Source organism: Mesorhizobium sp. M8A.F.Ca.ET.181.01.1.1 (assembly GCF_004792025.1).
In the GTDB taxonomy this organism is placed as follows: domain Bacteria; phylum Pseudomonadota; class Alphaproteobacteria; order Rhizobiales; family Rhizobiaceae; genus Mesorhizobium.
This window is the reverse complement of the sequence record NZ_SRTV01000003.1, coordinates 264447-276874: the sequence shown is the minus strand read 5'-3', so window position 1 is coordinate 276874 and position 12428 is coordinate 264447. Positions and strand designations below refer to the sequence as shown.

The following is a 12428-nucleotide window of genomic DNA, read 5'->3' as shown; positions in this document are numbered from 1 at the left end:
ACCGGCATGACGCCTGCCGCTTGGGAACCCGTGGCGCCCTTGTTCGTTTCCGTACAGCGTATATAATTTAGCCAGGCACCAACCAGACAAGGGCAACAGACTTGCCGCTGAGCGTCCAGAAGCGCCGCGAGAAACAAAAGGCCGAACTGCGCTCGGAGCTTGTCGAGGCGGCACACAAGCTCGTCCAGGAAGAAGGCTATGAAGGCTTGACCATCCGCAAGCTGGCCAAGCGGGTCGGCTATGCGCCGATGTCTGTCTATTCCTACTTCGCCGACAAGCAGGACATCCTCTTCGCGCTGGCCGAGGACGCGTTCGAAACGCTCGCCCGGCGCATCGAGGAGCACCCGTCCGACGATCCGATCGAGGCCTTGCAGGCGGTGATGACCGAATACGCTGCCTTCGGGCTCGGCAATCCCAATGAGTACCGCACCGTCTTCATGACCGAAAAGACCAAGCTGCCGGAAGGCAGGAGCTACGAGGACATGGAGGAAGGCAATCCGGCGATGAAGGTGCTGATCAGCAGGGTCGAGGCCTGTGTCGCCGCCGGCAAATTGCACGGCGATCCGCGCGCCATTGCCACCATGCTGTGGGCGGTCGGCCATGGCACGATCTCGCTGTTGATCACTTTCCCCTTCTATCCCTTCGGCGACGCGCAGGCTTTCGTGAAGCGGATGTGCGACTTCACCCTTGCCACGCTCAGCACGCAAGACGTGCCGCCGTTGACCGAAAAACCGGTCAACTGCTGAGCGCCCGCCCTTTCGGTTTCGCAGATTTCCGCGCCGACCTGGCACCCAAATCGGGATCGAATTTCTTGGTTAACAAAAAACTACCGTACGTGTACGATTCTCCCTTGAACTTCGCGATCGACGGACGTATTTGTACGAAGTAACGTACATGTACGGAACAAATTCGCCCGTCGAACACGGAGACTGACCATGAAAAAGACACTCCTCACCCTCGCCGCCGTGCTGGCACTTTCGGGTTCGGCTTTCGCCGCCGGCACCAGCCAGCCGGTCAAGCACCCGACTGCGGCGACCTGCGTCGACACCAAGACCAATGTGAAGCTCGATTGCGCTTCGACCGGTTCGGTCGACAAGAAAGCTTCCACGGAAGCCACGACAAGCGGCAAGGGCCCGCGGCTCGGGATCACGGTGAACCCGTGGATCATGCCGAGCGCCTACTGAGATTTCGGCCTACCAAGATTTCGGAAGTCGGTTCTGGCCGGCTCAGCCGGCCAGACGGTGATTCAGGCGATCGAGACCGGCAGCTTGGTCGCTGAACTTTCGAAGGCCGCATCGATCAGCTTCTGCATCTCGGCGGCGCGCCGGAAAGACGGATCACCGTTCCGTCCCGTGTCCAGCGCATCGGCGAAGCGCTGGGCATTGTGCTTGACGTCAGGCGGCGTCAACGTCCGCCAACGGTGCAGATCGACGTCATCACCCAGGCAAGCGGACAGCCGCGAAACCTTGCCGTCGGTCTCGACCTTGATCGCGCCCTTGGTGCCGTGCAGGGCCAGCGACAAATCATTGCCATGGCCTGTCGTGTAGCGGCTGGCCATGATCGTGGCCAGCGCGCCTGAGCTGAGCCGCGCCGTTATCGCCAAGCTGTCATTGACGTCGAGCACATAGTCGCCGACGCGGTCGCCCTCGACCTTCGGAAACGTCACCAGATCGGCATGCAGGGAGACGATATCCTCGGCCGCCCCATAGGTCGCGAAGTCGAGGATATGGATGCCGACATCGCCCAGCACGCCTGTCGAACCGTGCCGGCTCGACAGGCGCCACAGCCATTTGTCGTCGACCCGCCAGTCGCCCCAGAACTTGCTGACCAGCCAGCTTTGCCTGTAGCTGGCCTCGACGTGGCGCAGCTCGCCGATCTCACCGGCCCGCACCATGCGCCGCGCCTCCTGGATCACCGGCGTGTTGCGATAGGTCAGGTTGACCATGTTGACGAGCCCGGCCGCCTCGGCGGCTTCGCTCATCGCAAGCGCATCGGCATGGTTCGGCGCCAGCGGCTTCTCGCAGAAGACATGTTTCCCGGCGGCCAGCAGGGCCAGTGTCGTCGCCTTGTGGACCTGGTCCGGCGTCGCGTTGATGGCGGCATCGAACTCGCCCCAGGCGATCGCCGCTTCGAGGCTCTCGAAGAAGGTGCCTATTTTGTTGGCGGCGGCGAACGCCGCAGCGCGGCCCGGCAGACGATCGACGCAAGCGACGATGGTGCAGCCAGGAACCTGACCGAACTCCTCGATATGGTGTGCCGCGATCCAGCCGGTGCCGAGCAAAAGCAGGCGGTGCATCAGCTCAACCCCTTGTCACCGTCGGCATGCAGGCGCAGGCCTTTTTGGACGATCTTCTCCTTGGCCTTGTCCGTCGGCACATTCGGCGCGTTGGTGATGCCGGCCCAAGCCGGGGCCGAATTGTGTGCCCAATGCACGGCGTTGCGCAGCACCTGCTGAACGCCTTCATTGTGATAGATCGGATAGGTCTCGTGGCCCGGCGAGAAGTAGAAGATCTTTCCGGCGCCGCGCTGATAGGTCAGGCCGGAGCGAAACACCTCGCCGCCCTCGTACCAGGAGATGAACACCGTCTCCAGCGGCTCGGGCACCGCGAACGGCTCGCCATACATTTCCGTCTCGCCGATCTCCAGGCACTCGCCGATGCCTTGCGCGATCGGATGGCCGCGATTGATCGCCCAGACCCGCTCGCGCTCGCCCGCCTCTCGCCATTTCAGCGAACAGGGCGTGCCCATCAGCCGCTTGAAGATCTTCGAGTAGTGGCCGGAATGAAGCACGATCAGCCCCATCCCTTCCCAGACCCGCTTCTGCACGCGTTCGACGATCTCGTCCTTGACCTCGCCATGGGCGGCATGGCCCCACCATATCAGCACGTCGGTGGCAGCCAGGCGCGGCTCGCTCAGGCCATGTTCGGGTTCCTGCAAGGTGGCGGTGGTCGCCTCGATGCGCTTGTCCTGGTTCAGCGCCGCGGCGATCGTGCCGTGCATGCCCAGCGGATAGAGGTCGCGCACGGCGGCATTGGTCTGTTCATGGACATTCTCGCCCCAGACAACAGCTTTTATCGGCATTTTTCCTCTCCAAAGCGCTTTGAATATCGCATCTTCGGAGGTGTTGGGAAGATGCCTTCAACCGGAATCTGCTAAAATCAGGGCTTGCGGGTTTTGCGTCCGGCCACCGTCTTGGCCTTGCCGGGCTTGGCGGGTGCACCGGGGATCGCCGAACTGGTGATGGACACCGGATCGCTGGCAGGGAACGTATCCTCGAGGCCTTCCTCGAGTTCCTCTTCGGTGTCGGCCTCTTGATGCCGCTCATGTTCGAGCGAACGGACCGCCGCGGTTTTCGGAGATTTCGGCGCGGACTTCGACGGCATCGGCATTTCTCCCTCGACTTGTCGCCGCACAACGGACGTGGGCGGCAAACGTTCCGAGGTCAGCCGGCGGCGTCGCGGGCTCCCTCGGACAGGAAAGTAAAGACATAGTCCGAGAAGGAACGCCAGCACTCGACCCTGAAGGCGTCCTCGGCCGTGCGCAACAGCACGATCTCGGCCTTGCCCAGGATGGTGCGCGAAGCGGCGCCCACCGGGAAGGCCTCGAGCGACAGATCCTGCGGGCAGCCCGAATTGATCGCGGCTTCCGCCGCCGGACCGGTGACGGATATCGCGATGTTGCGATGCGAGATACCGACCGACGAGTGCAAGGCGGAAACCTCCGCGCAATCGGCGAGCGGGTCCTTGCCGGCCTCGTCGATGACAAGCCACTCGTCCGGCCCAAGCCACAGCGCCGTACGCCCGCCTTTCGACGCCGAGGTTTTCGGCTGCTTCGGCAAGGTCACGCCGAGCGCCTTCGACAGGGCGGGGACCGAAGCCTCCGGCGCACGCAGCGAAATGCGCTCGGCCGGTGGCAGCACTTCGACCTTGGCACCTGTTGCGGAGACGGTGCGCCCGGCCAATGCCGAACGCCGCTCTGCCGAGGGCGAAGCCGTCGCGGCCGTCCTTGCAGCAGCCTTAGCCATTGAGGCGCCCTCCCGTCTCGTCAAAGAACACCATCCCGGTAACCTCCACTTCGATCACCCCGTTCGGCATCGGCACGTAGAGCGTATCGCCCATCCGGTGACGTCCGCCGGCGACCAGCGCCAGTGCGATGGAACGGCCGCAATTCTGCGACCAATAGCTCGAGGTGACGTGGCCGATCATCTTCATCGGAATCGCCTGCTTCGGGTCCTCGACGATCTGGGCACCCTCTTCCAGCACCACCTTGGGGTGCTTGGTCTTGAGGCCGACCAGTTGCTTGCGGCCCTTGGCCACCAGATCCGGCCGCGCCATGCCCCTGATGCCGACGAAGTCGGCCTTCTTCTTGCCGACCGCCCAGTCGAGACCGGCATCGTTTGGCGTGACCGTGCCGTCCGTATCCTGGCCGACGATGATGTAGCCCTTCTCGGCGCGCAGCACATGCATCGCCTCAGTGCCGTAAGCGGCGGCGTCATGCTTCTGGCCCTCGGCCCACAACGCTTCCCAGACCGCCTGGCCATAGTCGGCCGGCACGTTGACCTCGAAACCGCGCTCGCCGGTGAACGACATGCGGAACAGCCGTGTCGGCACGCCGCAGATCTTGCCTTCGCGCACCGACATATGCGGCAGCGCCTCGTCAGACATGTCGATGCCTTCGACCAAAGGCGCGATGATGTCGCGCGACTTCGGCCCTTGCACCGCAATCACCGCCCACTGTTCGGTGATCGAGGTCAGCCAGACATTGAGATGCGGGAACTCGGTCTGGAGGTAATCTTCCATGTGGTTCATGACACGCGGCGCGCCGCCGGTCGTCGTCGTCACATGGAAGCGGTCCGGCGCCAGCCGGCCGACGACACCGTCATCATAGATGAAGCCGTCCTCGCGCAGCATGATGCCATAGCGGCAGCGGCCTGGCTCCAGCTTCTCCCACGGGTTGGTGTAGAGCAGTTCCATGAACTTGGCCGCATCCGGGCCGACCACTTCGATCTTGCCGAGCGTCGAGGCATCGAACAGCCCGGCCTGGTTGCGGACGGCGACGCATTCGCGGTCGACCGCCGCATGCATGTCCTCGCCGGCTTTCGGGAAGTACCAGGCGCGCTTCCACTGGCCGACATCCTCGAACACCGCGCCCTGCGCCTCGGCCCAGGGATGGATCGCGGTCTTGCGGGTCGGGTCGAACAGCGGGCCGCGCGCATGGCTGACGATCGCGCCGAAGGTGACAGGTGTGTAGGGCGCGCGGAACGTGGTCAGCCCAACCTCGGGGATTGGCTTGCCCAGCGTCTCGGCGGCGATCGCCAGGCCGTGCATGTTGGAAGTCTTGCCCTGGTCGGTCGCCATGCCGTTGGTGGTGAAGCGCTTGACGTGCTCGATCGAGCGCATGCCCTCATGCACCGCCTGGCGGATGTCCTTGGCGGTGACGTCGTTCTGGAAATCGACGAAGGCCTTGACCGTCGTGTCCGGCCCGGCGCCGGGTGCCGCACCCAGCATGCCGCGCGACCAGTTCTCCGAGGCATCCACCTTCGGCTTGGTGCCCTTGGCTGTCTTGGCGCCGGCATCCTTGGCCGCCTTGGCGCCAGCCGCATAGGCCTCGTCGACCGTTGCCGACAGCCCGTCGGTGCCGTTGCAGGCGCCGACCGAAATGCAGTCCTGCGCGTAAGTGCCCGGCACGAAGCGCTTGGTCTCGTCATTGAAGGCGACCTTGCCGCGCGACTGCGAGAACAGATGCACAGACGGCGTCCAGCCCGCCGACATCAGGATCGCATCGACGGGAACAGTGCGTTCGCCGCCGCCATTCTTCGGCTGCACCGTCATCGACGACACGCGCAACTTGCCGCCGGCGCGGATCACCGCGCGACCGAAATTAATCTCGATGCCGAGCGCCCTCGCCTCGTCGATCACCGGGCCGGTCGGGTTGTCGCGCAAATCGACGATCGCCGCCACGTTGACGCCGGCCTTCTTCAGGTCGATCGCGGCCGCATAGGCCGAATCATTGGCGGTGTAGACGCCGACATTCCGTCCTACCGCGACACCGTAGTGGTTTAGGAAGGTGCGCGCCGCGCCCGCCAGCATGATGCCGGGCCGGTCGTTGTTGGCAAACACCATGTGGCGCTCGATGGCGCCGGAGGCCAGCACCACGCGCTTGGCGCGGACCTGCCAGAGCCGCTCGCGCGGCAGGTCGTGGCCGGGGGCCTTCAAATGATCGCTGACGCGCTCGACCAGGCCGACGAAATTCTGCGCGTAATAGCCGAACGCCGTCGTGCGCGGCAGCACGCGGACATTGTCCATGGCCCTCAGCCTGGCGATCGCCGCTTGCGCCCAGGCAAAGCCGTCCTGGCCGTCGATCTTGGCGCCGCTCTCGAAGCGCAGGCTGCCGCCGAATTCGGCCTGTTCGTCGGCGAGGATGACGCGCGCGCCGGTCTCTGCCGCGGCAAGTGCCGCCGCGATACCGGCCGCACCGCCGCCCAGCACCAGCACGTCACAATGCGCGTAGCGCGAGGAATAATGGTCGGGATCGGGCTTGTCGGGCGAAACGCCAAGGCCGGCGGCTTCGCGGATCTTCGGCTCGTAAAGGCTCTTCCAGGCGGCCTTCGGCCACATGAAGGTCTTGTAGTAGAAGCCGGCCGAAAACAGCGGCGATGCCAAGTCGTTGACGGCGCCGACATCGAAGGACAGCGACGGCCAGCGGTTTTGCGAATTGGCAGCGAGCCCGTCATAGAGCTCCTGCACGGTGGCGCGCACGTTAGGTGTCTTGCGCGCGTCATCACGCACGATCTGCACCAGCGCGTTGGGCTCTTCCGCGCCGGCCGACAGAATGCCGCGCGGGCGGTGATACTTGAACGAACGGCCGACCAGATGCACGCCGTTGGCCAGCAACGCCGAGGCCAGCGTGTCGCCCTCGATGCCGGTGTAGGACTGGCCGTCGAAGCTGAAGCGGGCGGTCTTGGCCTGGCTGAGGCGCCCGGCGCCGGAAATGCGCAACGCGCCGCTCATTTCGCAACTCCGGGCAGCTTGGAAGGCTTGGGCTCGCCGGCCTTGTAGGTCAGGACGAACTTGTCGGTGACGGTGTCACGCACCGCATTGAAGAAGCGCGCGCAGCCATGCATGTGCCGCCAGCGCTCATAGATGATGCCCTTGGGGTTCGAGCGGATGAAGAAGAACTTCTCGAAGTCGTCGTCGCTCTCGCCGGCCATGTTGGCCGAGCGCGCTATATGCGCCTCGCCGGCGTTGCGGAACTCGAGTTCCGGGCGCTCTTCCTCGCAATAGGGGCAGCGGATGAGAAGCATCGTGTTTGTTCCTACAATTCGCCGTGGCCGACGCGCGCGCCGGCGGGTTGATCGCAAAGCTTTTGGCCCATGGCCATGAACGGGGCGACGAGCCGCAGCCGCTCCTCGACGCTTGCCGCGGCACGAAACAGGTCGCGGTTGGCCATGTTGCCGAGCGTCAATTGCAGGGGGTCGGTGGTGACGATCACGCCACGCGGCGTGAAGTCCTCGTCCCCATCCAGCTCGGGCGGCCGGCCTTCGAAGAACATCACCACTTTCTGGCCGCCACTCCAGACGCAGGTGAGCGTCCCCTCATCGACCGAAAACGGCCATCCGGCTTCGTTGCCGGCGCGCGCAATCGGCTGCAGCCGCACCTCCGCCACCGTCGGAAAATGGAACATGCCTTGTTCCCCCGCCAGCATCAGCGGCATAGCGACAGCCATCTGCGCCATCATCAGTGCGCCACCGCCGCCGCCGCCGCCTCGTCGATGAGGCGGCCGGTGCGGAAGCGTTCGATGGTGAAGGGCGCATTGATCGGATGCGGATCGTCCTTGGCGATGGTGTGGGCAAAGACATGGCCCGAGCCCGGCGTCGCCTTGAAGCCGCCCGTGCCCCAGCCGCAATTGACATAGAGGCCCGGCACCGGCGTCTTGGCCAGGATCGGCGAGCGGTCGGGCGTGACGTCGACGATGCCGCCCCACGAGCGCAGCATCTTCATGCGCGTGAAGATCGGGAACATCTCGCAGATGGCGTCGAGCGTGTGCTGGAGAATGTGAAGCCCGCCGGTCTGCGAATAGGAGACATACTGATCGGTGCCGGCGCCGATCACCAGTTCGCCTTTGTCGGACTGCGAGATATAGGCGTGCACCGTGTTCGACATCACCACGCAAGGCACGACCGGCTTGATCGGCTCCGATACCAACGCCTGCAGCGGATAGCTTTCCAGCGGCATGCGCACGCCGGCCATGTTCATGATGACGGAGGAATGGCCGGCGGCGACGACGCCGACTTTCTTGGCGCCGATGAAGCCGCGCGTCGTATCGACGCCCATGACCGCGCCATTGGCGGCCCGCTTGACACCGGTGACCTCGCAGTTCTGGATGATATGGACGCCGCGCGCCGAAGCGCCGCGCGCATAGCCCCAGGCGACCGCGTCATGGCGCGCCGTTCCGCCGCGGCGCTGCAAGGCGGCCCCGACGACGGGATAGCGGGCGTCCCTGGAGGTGTTGAGCGGCGGGCAGAATTCCTTGGCCTGCTCCGGCGTCAGCCATTCATTGTCGATGCCGTTCAGCCGGTTGGCGTGGACATGGCGCTTCAGCACCTGAATGTCGTGCACATTGTGCGCCAGCATCATGACGCCGCGCGCCGAATACATGACGTTGTAGTTGAGCTCCTGGGAGAGCCCGTCCCACAGCTTCAGCGCATGGTCGTAAATGCCGGCGCTCTCGTCATAGAGATAGTTGGAACGGATGATGGTGGTGTTGCGCCCGGTGTTGCCGCCGCCCAGCCAACCCTTTTCCAGCACCGCGACATTGGTGATGCCATGTACCGTGGCAAGATAATAGGCGGTGGCCAGGCCATGGCCGCCGGCGCCGACGATGATGACGTCGTATTCCTTTTTAGGCTCAGGCGAGGACCATTGTTCCTCCCAGCCCTTGTGGCCGCGCATGGCCTCGCGGGCGATGGCGAATACAGAGTATTTCTTCACGGTCCAGCCTCGCAAATGGCAGCCGGGCGTTCATCATCAAGCCCCGGCGCGCGAGGTGTATCACTAGCGAAACAGCGCTGCTATCCTTGCGCTGTTTGCGACGGCGCTTGCCGTTTTGCGCCGCGCTGAAAAAGAGGTATCCCGCCTGGCTCTGTTGATTGCCTTCAGTCACACTTCTCCCTGCCGGGGATTCGGAGGATGATGATGGGCAACGCCTGGTGGAATCTCACATTGCGCTTCCTGCTGGAGCTTGCCGCTTTGCTTGGCCTCGGCATGGCAGGCTGGAGTCTCTCGGACGGAGCGTGGCGTTGGGTCCTCGCTATTGCCCTGCCGCTCGCCGCGGCCGCGGCATGGGGTACCTTCGCGGTCCTCAATGATCCGAGCCGTTCAGGCCGGGCACCGGTGCCTGTGCCGGGCGCAGTCAGGCTGGCGCTGGAATTCGTCGTCCTGTTCGGCGGCGCGGCGGGTTTCCATCTGGCAGGCCATGCCGCCACGGGCATCATCATGGCCGTGCTGATCGTCATCAGCTACGCGTTCTCGCTAGACCGTCTGGCATGGCTGCTGCGGCAATAGTTGGTACCAACCTCTGCAGGTATCGGGTGGCTGCTGTCCCGCCAACCTGCGATCAAGCATCCGATCGCCGGCAAGGCTGGCGCGAAGGACAGGGATGCCCAGACATGCTCGCACTTTCCAACAAGATCGCCATCGTCACCGGTGCCAGTTCCGGCATCGGCCGCGCCACCGCCAAACTGTTCGCCGAGGAGGGCGCCAGGCTCGTCATTTCCGCCCGCCGCCAAACCGAGCTTGATGCGATCGCCGCCGAAATCGAGGATGCCGGCGGCACGGCCGTCGCTCTCGCCGGGGATGTCACCGACGAGACCTACGCGAAAGCCCTCGTCGAGCTGGCGGTCGGCAGCTTCGGTGGACTCGACATCGCGTTGAACAATGCCGGCTCTGTCGGACTGATGGGACCAGTCCCCGACATGTCGGCACAGACATGGCACGGGACGATGGACACCAATCTGACCAGCGCCTTTCTCGGCGCGAAGTATCAGATACCAGCCATGCTGGAGCGCGGCGGCGGCTCACTGATCTTCACGTCGAGCTTTGTCGGTTACACCGCCGGCATGCCGGGCATGGCCGCCTACGCCGCCGCCAAGGCAGGTCTGATCGGATTGACGCAGGTGTTGGCCGCCGAATACGGACCGCAAGGACTGCGCGTCAACGCGCTGCTGCCGGGCGGCACCGACACACCAGGCGCGACGACGACCACGCCCGAGGCACGCGCCTTCGTCGAGGGCCTCCATGCCCTGAAGCGCATGGCGCAACCGCAAGAGATCGCCCGCTCCGCGCTTTACCTGGCCTCCGACGCCTCGAGTTTCACCACGGGAACCGCGCTTTTTGCCGATGGCGGCGTGTCGATCAACCGGACGTGAAGGATTTTTACGGCGAACAGGCCTGTTCGTCGTTGTGACGCAGGCCGCCGGTCTTGCTTTTTCGGCGCGATTTGGCGATTCCGTTTCCTGTCGAAACGGGTCTTCTTGCCAAGACGGGTCCTGGAACCATGATGCTGATCCGAACCTATGTCGCCCAGAGCGCAATCGAAGGCGTCGGCATGTTCGCCGCCGAGCCGATCCGCAAGGGCGCCTCGATCTGGCGCCTCGATCCGGATTTCGATCGGCTGATCCCGATGGAAAAATACGAGGCGGCCTCGCCGCCCCTGAAGGAACTGCTCGACCGTTACGCCTATCCGAGCCCGGACAAGCCCGGCTTCATGGTCTATGAGGTCGACAATGGCCGCTTCATGAACCATTCGGCGACCGCGAACACCGATTTTTCGCGCTATGGCGGCGCCACCGCGACTCGGGATATCGCCGTCGGCGAGGAGATCACCTGTGATTACGGTGAGTTCTTCGAGGATTTCGAGCGGTTGCACCTGGCCACGGCGTAACGGCGCCCTATCCCCAGGCGACCGTGGCAATTTGGCTGCCGTCCGTCATTTCGACTGTGGACAGCGAGGCTTGATTCTGCTATCAGCCGCCACAATTCGTGGTGTCGAGCGCCGCGGAGGCTTGTGGCTATGGCTGCTTGCCTGTTGATATCAAACCCGAAAGACAGGATTGCCCGTGCAGGTACTCGTCCGCGACAATAACGTTGATCAGGCGCTTCGCGCGCTGAAGAAGAAGATGCAGCGCGAAGGCATTTTCCGCGAAATGAAGATGCGCGGCCACTACGAGAAGCCTTCCGAGAAGCGCGCCCGTGAAAAGGCCGAAGCCGTTCGCCGCGCCCGCAAGCTGGCCCGCAAGCGCGCACAGCGCGAAGGCCTGCTGCCGATGACCCCGCGTCCGGTTGCTGCTGGCGGTGCCGCCGGCGCAGCGCGTCCGCCGCGCTGATTATCGCCAATATTTCGTCCTTTTCGAAGGATACCAGGGTGGCGCGATGCGGAATCGCCGCCACCCTTTTATTTTGATTGTGACCCGGCCCGGAGGGGGAACCGGACCTGAACGACGGCGCAAGTGAGGACAGGGCAGACATGAACGCAACAAGCGTGGAGCGCGGAACCGCATTGCGTGGTTTCGCCCTGACAGCGGCCCTGCTTTCCGGACTGGTACTTGCCGGCTGCCAGACATCGGGCCCGGCCGGCGAATTCAACAACATCGACAAGGCGCAAGGGTCGAGCGAGAACATCTCCTCGCTGTCCGCTGTCATCCAGCGCAATCCCCAGGATCCCGAAGGCTACAATGTTCGTGGTTCGGCCTATGGCCGCGGCGGCCAGTACCAGGCGGCGCTCAAGGACTTCAACCAGGCCATCCAGCTCAATCCGAATTTCTATCAGGCCTATTCGAACCGCGCGCTGATCCAGCGCTTCCTCGGCAACCAGGAAGCGGCGCTGGCGGACTACAACCGCTCGATCCAGATCAACGGCAATTACGACGCCGCCTATATCGGCCGCGGCAATCTCTACCGCAAGGCGGGCCGCACCCAGGATGCCTTCAACGACTTCCAGAAAGCGATCCAGCTCGACACGACGGACGCCCGTGCCTACCACAATCGCGGCCTGATCTATCAGAGCCAGGGCCAGCACAAATTCGCCATCGAGGATTTCTCGACCGCCATCTCGCTGGCGCCGGATGCCGCCGAGCCCTACAACGGCCGTGGCCTCTCCTATCTGGCGACCGGCGACGAGGACAATGCCTTCTCCGACTTCAACATGGCCATCAAGCTCGATGGCCAGAACGCCGAGGCCTGGGCCAACCAGGCGCTGATCTACGAACGGCGCGGCGACAAGGCCAAGGCGGCGAAGGCCTATCGCGAGGCCGTGCGCCTCAACCCCAGCTACCAGCCGGCCAAGGACGGCCTCGCCCGCGTCAGCTGACACTCCGCAGGCCCGCGCCAAGCGCCCCACTGCATCATGTGCGTGTCCGAAAGGACACGCGG

The 12428-nt window shown here is 64.3% G+C and carries 15 protein-coding genes; 7 read left to right on the top strand and 8 right to left on the bottom strand.

The features are described from left to right. Positions 1-101: 101 nt before the first annotated feature. On the top strand, positions 102-746 hold the full coding sequence (locus EN824_RS14055) for a TetR/AcrR family transcriptional regulator (protein ID WP_127869939.1): 645 nt from the start codon (positions 102-104) through the stop codon (positions 744-746). Positions 747-935: 189 nt separating this feature from the next. Beyond that, entirely contained in the window at positions 936-1184 is a 249-nt protein-coding gene (locus EN824_RS14050; RefSeq protein ID WP_127869940.1) for a DUF680 domain-containing protein, read from the top strand. Between the two features lie 62 nt (positions 1185-1246). Here the strand turns inward: EN824_RS14050 and EN824_RS14045 are convergent, their stop codons facing one another. The 8 genes from EN824_RS14045 to EN824_RS14010 all read right to left on the bottom strand — a co-directional run bounded on the left by EN824_RS14045 (position 1247) and on the right by EN824_RS14010 (position 8990). Then, positions 1247-2296 carry a Gfo/Idh/MocA family oxidoreductase gene (locus EN824_RS14045; RefSeq protein ID WP_135865667.1) on the bottom strand — a complete coding sequence of 350 codons (1050 nt, stop codon included), beginning with the start codon at positions 2294-2296 and terminating at the stop codon, positions 1247-1249. After that, positions 2296-3081 carry a ThuA domain-containing protein gene (locus tag EN824_RS14040; RefSeq protein WP_135865669.1) on the bottom strand — a complete coding sequence of 262 codons (786 nt, stop codon included), beginning with the start codon at positions 3079-3081 and terminating at the stop codon, positions 2296-2298. The genes EN824_RS14045 and EN824_RS14040 overlap by 1 nt, the downstream gene beginning before the upstream one ends. Before the next feature lie 77 nt (positions 3082-3158). Next, the gene (locus EN824_RS14035; protein ID WP_127279071.1) at positions 3159-3383 is read right to left on the bottom strand and encodes a hypothetical protein; all 225 of its coding nucleotides are present in this window, start codon (positions 3381-3383) and stop codon (positions 3159-3161) included. 59 nt (positions 3384-3442) lie between these two features. Beyond that, complete coding sequence (locus tag EN824_RS14030) at positions 3443-4024, bottom strand: sarcosine oxidase subunit gamma (protein WP_127279072.1); 582 nt, start codon at positions 4022-4024, stop codon at positions 3443-3445. Next, positions 4017-7010, bottom strand: a complete 2994-nt coding sequence (locus EN824_RS14025; RefSeq protein ID WP_135932402.1) for a sarcosine oxidase subunit alpha — start codon at positions 7008-7010, stop codon at positions 4017-4019. The genes EN824_RS14030 and EN824_RS14025 overlap by 8 nt, the downstream gene beginning before the upstream one ends. Then, a complete protein-coding gene (locus EN824_RS14020; RefSeq protein WP_135932401.1) occupies positions 7007-7303 on the bottom strand; it encodes a sarcosine oxidase subunit delta in 297 nt (98 codons plus the stop codon). The genes EN824_RS14025 and EN824_RS14020 overlap by 4 nt, the downstream gene beginning before the upstream one ends. An 11-nt stretch (positions 7304-7314) precedes the next feature. Then, a complete protein-coding gene (locus EN824_RS14015; RefSeq protein WP_135932400.1) occupies positions 7315-7737 on the bottom strand; it encodes a hypothetical protein in 423 nt (140 codons plus the stop codon). Continuing rightward, positions 7737-8990 carry a sarcosine oxidase subunit beta gene (locus EN824_RS14010; RefSeq protein WP_135881368.1) on the bottom strand — a complete coding sequence of 418 codons (1254 nt, stop codon included), beginning with the start codon at positions 8988-8990 and terminating at the stop codon, positions 7737-7739. The genes EN824_RS14015 and EN824_RS14010 overlap by 1 nt, the downstream gene beginning before the upstream one ends. Positions 8991-9188: 198 nt before the next feature. On the opposite strand from EN824_RS14010, the gene EN824_RS14005 reads away from it, so the two are divergent. From EN824_RS14005 to EN824_RS13985, 5 genes are all read left to right on the top strand, one after another. Then, positions 9189-9563, top strand: a complete 375-nt coding sequence (locus tag EN824_RS14005; RefSeq protein ID WP_245464231.1) for a DUF2568 domain-containing protein — start codon at positions 9189-9191, stop codon at positions 9561-9563. Positions 9564-9667: 104 nt separating this feature from the next. After that, complete coding sequence (locus tag EN824_RS14000; protein ID WP_127275459.1) at positions 9668-10426, top strand: SDR family oxidoreductase; 759 nt, start codon at positions 9668-9670, stop codon at positions 10424-10426. A gap of 128 nt (positions 10427-10554) precedes the next feature. After that, the gene (locus EN824_RS13995) at positions 10555-10941 is read left to right on the top strand and encodes an SET domain-containing protein-lysine N-methyltransferase (protein ID WP_135932399.1); all 387 of its coding nucleotides are present in this window, start codon (positions 10555-10557) and stop codon (positions 10939-10941) included. A gap of 175 nt (positions 10942-11116) precedes the next feature. Continuing rightward, entirely contained in the window at positions 11117-11383 is a 267-nt protein-coding gene (rpsU, locus tag EN824_RS13990; RefSeq protein WP_010911429.1) for a 30S ribosomal protein S21, read from the top strand. A 140-nt stretch (positions 11384-11523) separates the two neighbouring features. Next, positions 11524-12366, top strand: coding sequence for a tetratricopeptide repeat protein (locus tag EN824_RS13985; RefSeq protein ID WP_127275461.1), 843 nt, complete (start codon positions 11524-11526; stop codon positions 12364-12366). The last annotated feature ends 62 nt before the right edge of the window (positions 12367-12428 follow it).

Coding starts and splice junctions, on each gene's coding strand:
- EN824_RS14050 (WP_127869940.1), top strand. CDS start 936: ATGAAAAAGACACTCCTCACCCTCGCCGCCGTGCTGGCACTTTCGGGT.
- EN824_RS14045 (WP_135865667.1), bottom strand. CDS start 2,296: ATGCACCGCCTGCTTTTGCTCGGCACCGGCTGGATCGCGGCACACCAT.
- EN824_RS14040 (WP_135865669.1), bottom strand. CDS start 3,081: ATGCCGATAAAAGCTGTTGTCTGGGGCGAGAATGTCCATGAACAGACC.
- EN824_RS14035 (WP_127279071.1), bottom strand. CDS start 3,383: ATGCCGTCGAAGTCCGCGCCGAAATCTCCGAAAACCGCGGCGGTCCGT.
- EN824_RS14030 (WP_127279072.1), bottom strand. CDS start 4,024: ATGGCTAAGGCTGCTGCAAGGACGGCCGCGACGGCTTCGCCCTCGGCA.
- EN824_RS14025 (WP_135932402.1), bottom strand. CDS start 7,010: ATGAGCGGCGCGTTGCGCATTTCCGGCGCCGGGCGCCTCAGCCAGGCC.
- EN824_RS14020 (WP_135932401.1), bottom strand. CDS start 7,303: ATGCTTCTCATCCGCTGCCCCTATTGCGAGGAAGAGCGCCCGGAACTC.
- EN824_RS14015 (WP_135932400.1), bottom strand. CDS start 7,737: ATGATGGCGCAGATGGCTGTCGCTATGCCGCTGATGCTGGCGGGGGAA.
- EN824_RS14005 (WP_245464231.1), top strand. CDS start 9,189: ATGATGATGGGCAACGCCTGGTGGAATCTCACATTGCGCTTCCTGCTG.
- EN824_RS14000 (WP_127275459.1), top strand. CDS start 9,668: ATGCTCGCACTTTCCAACAAGATCGCCATCGTCACCGGTGCCAGTTCC.
- EN824_RS13995 (WP_135932399.1), top strand. CDS start 10,555: ATGATGCTGATCCGAACCTATGTCGCCCAGAGCGCAATCGAAGGCGTC.
- EN824_RS13985 (WP_127275461.1), top strand. CDS start 11,524: ATGAACGCAACAAGCGTGGAGCGCGGAACCGCATTGCGTGGTTTCGCC.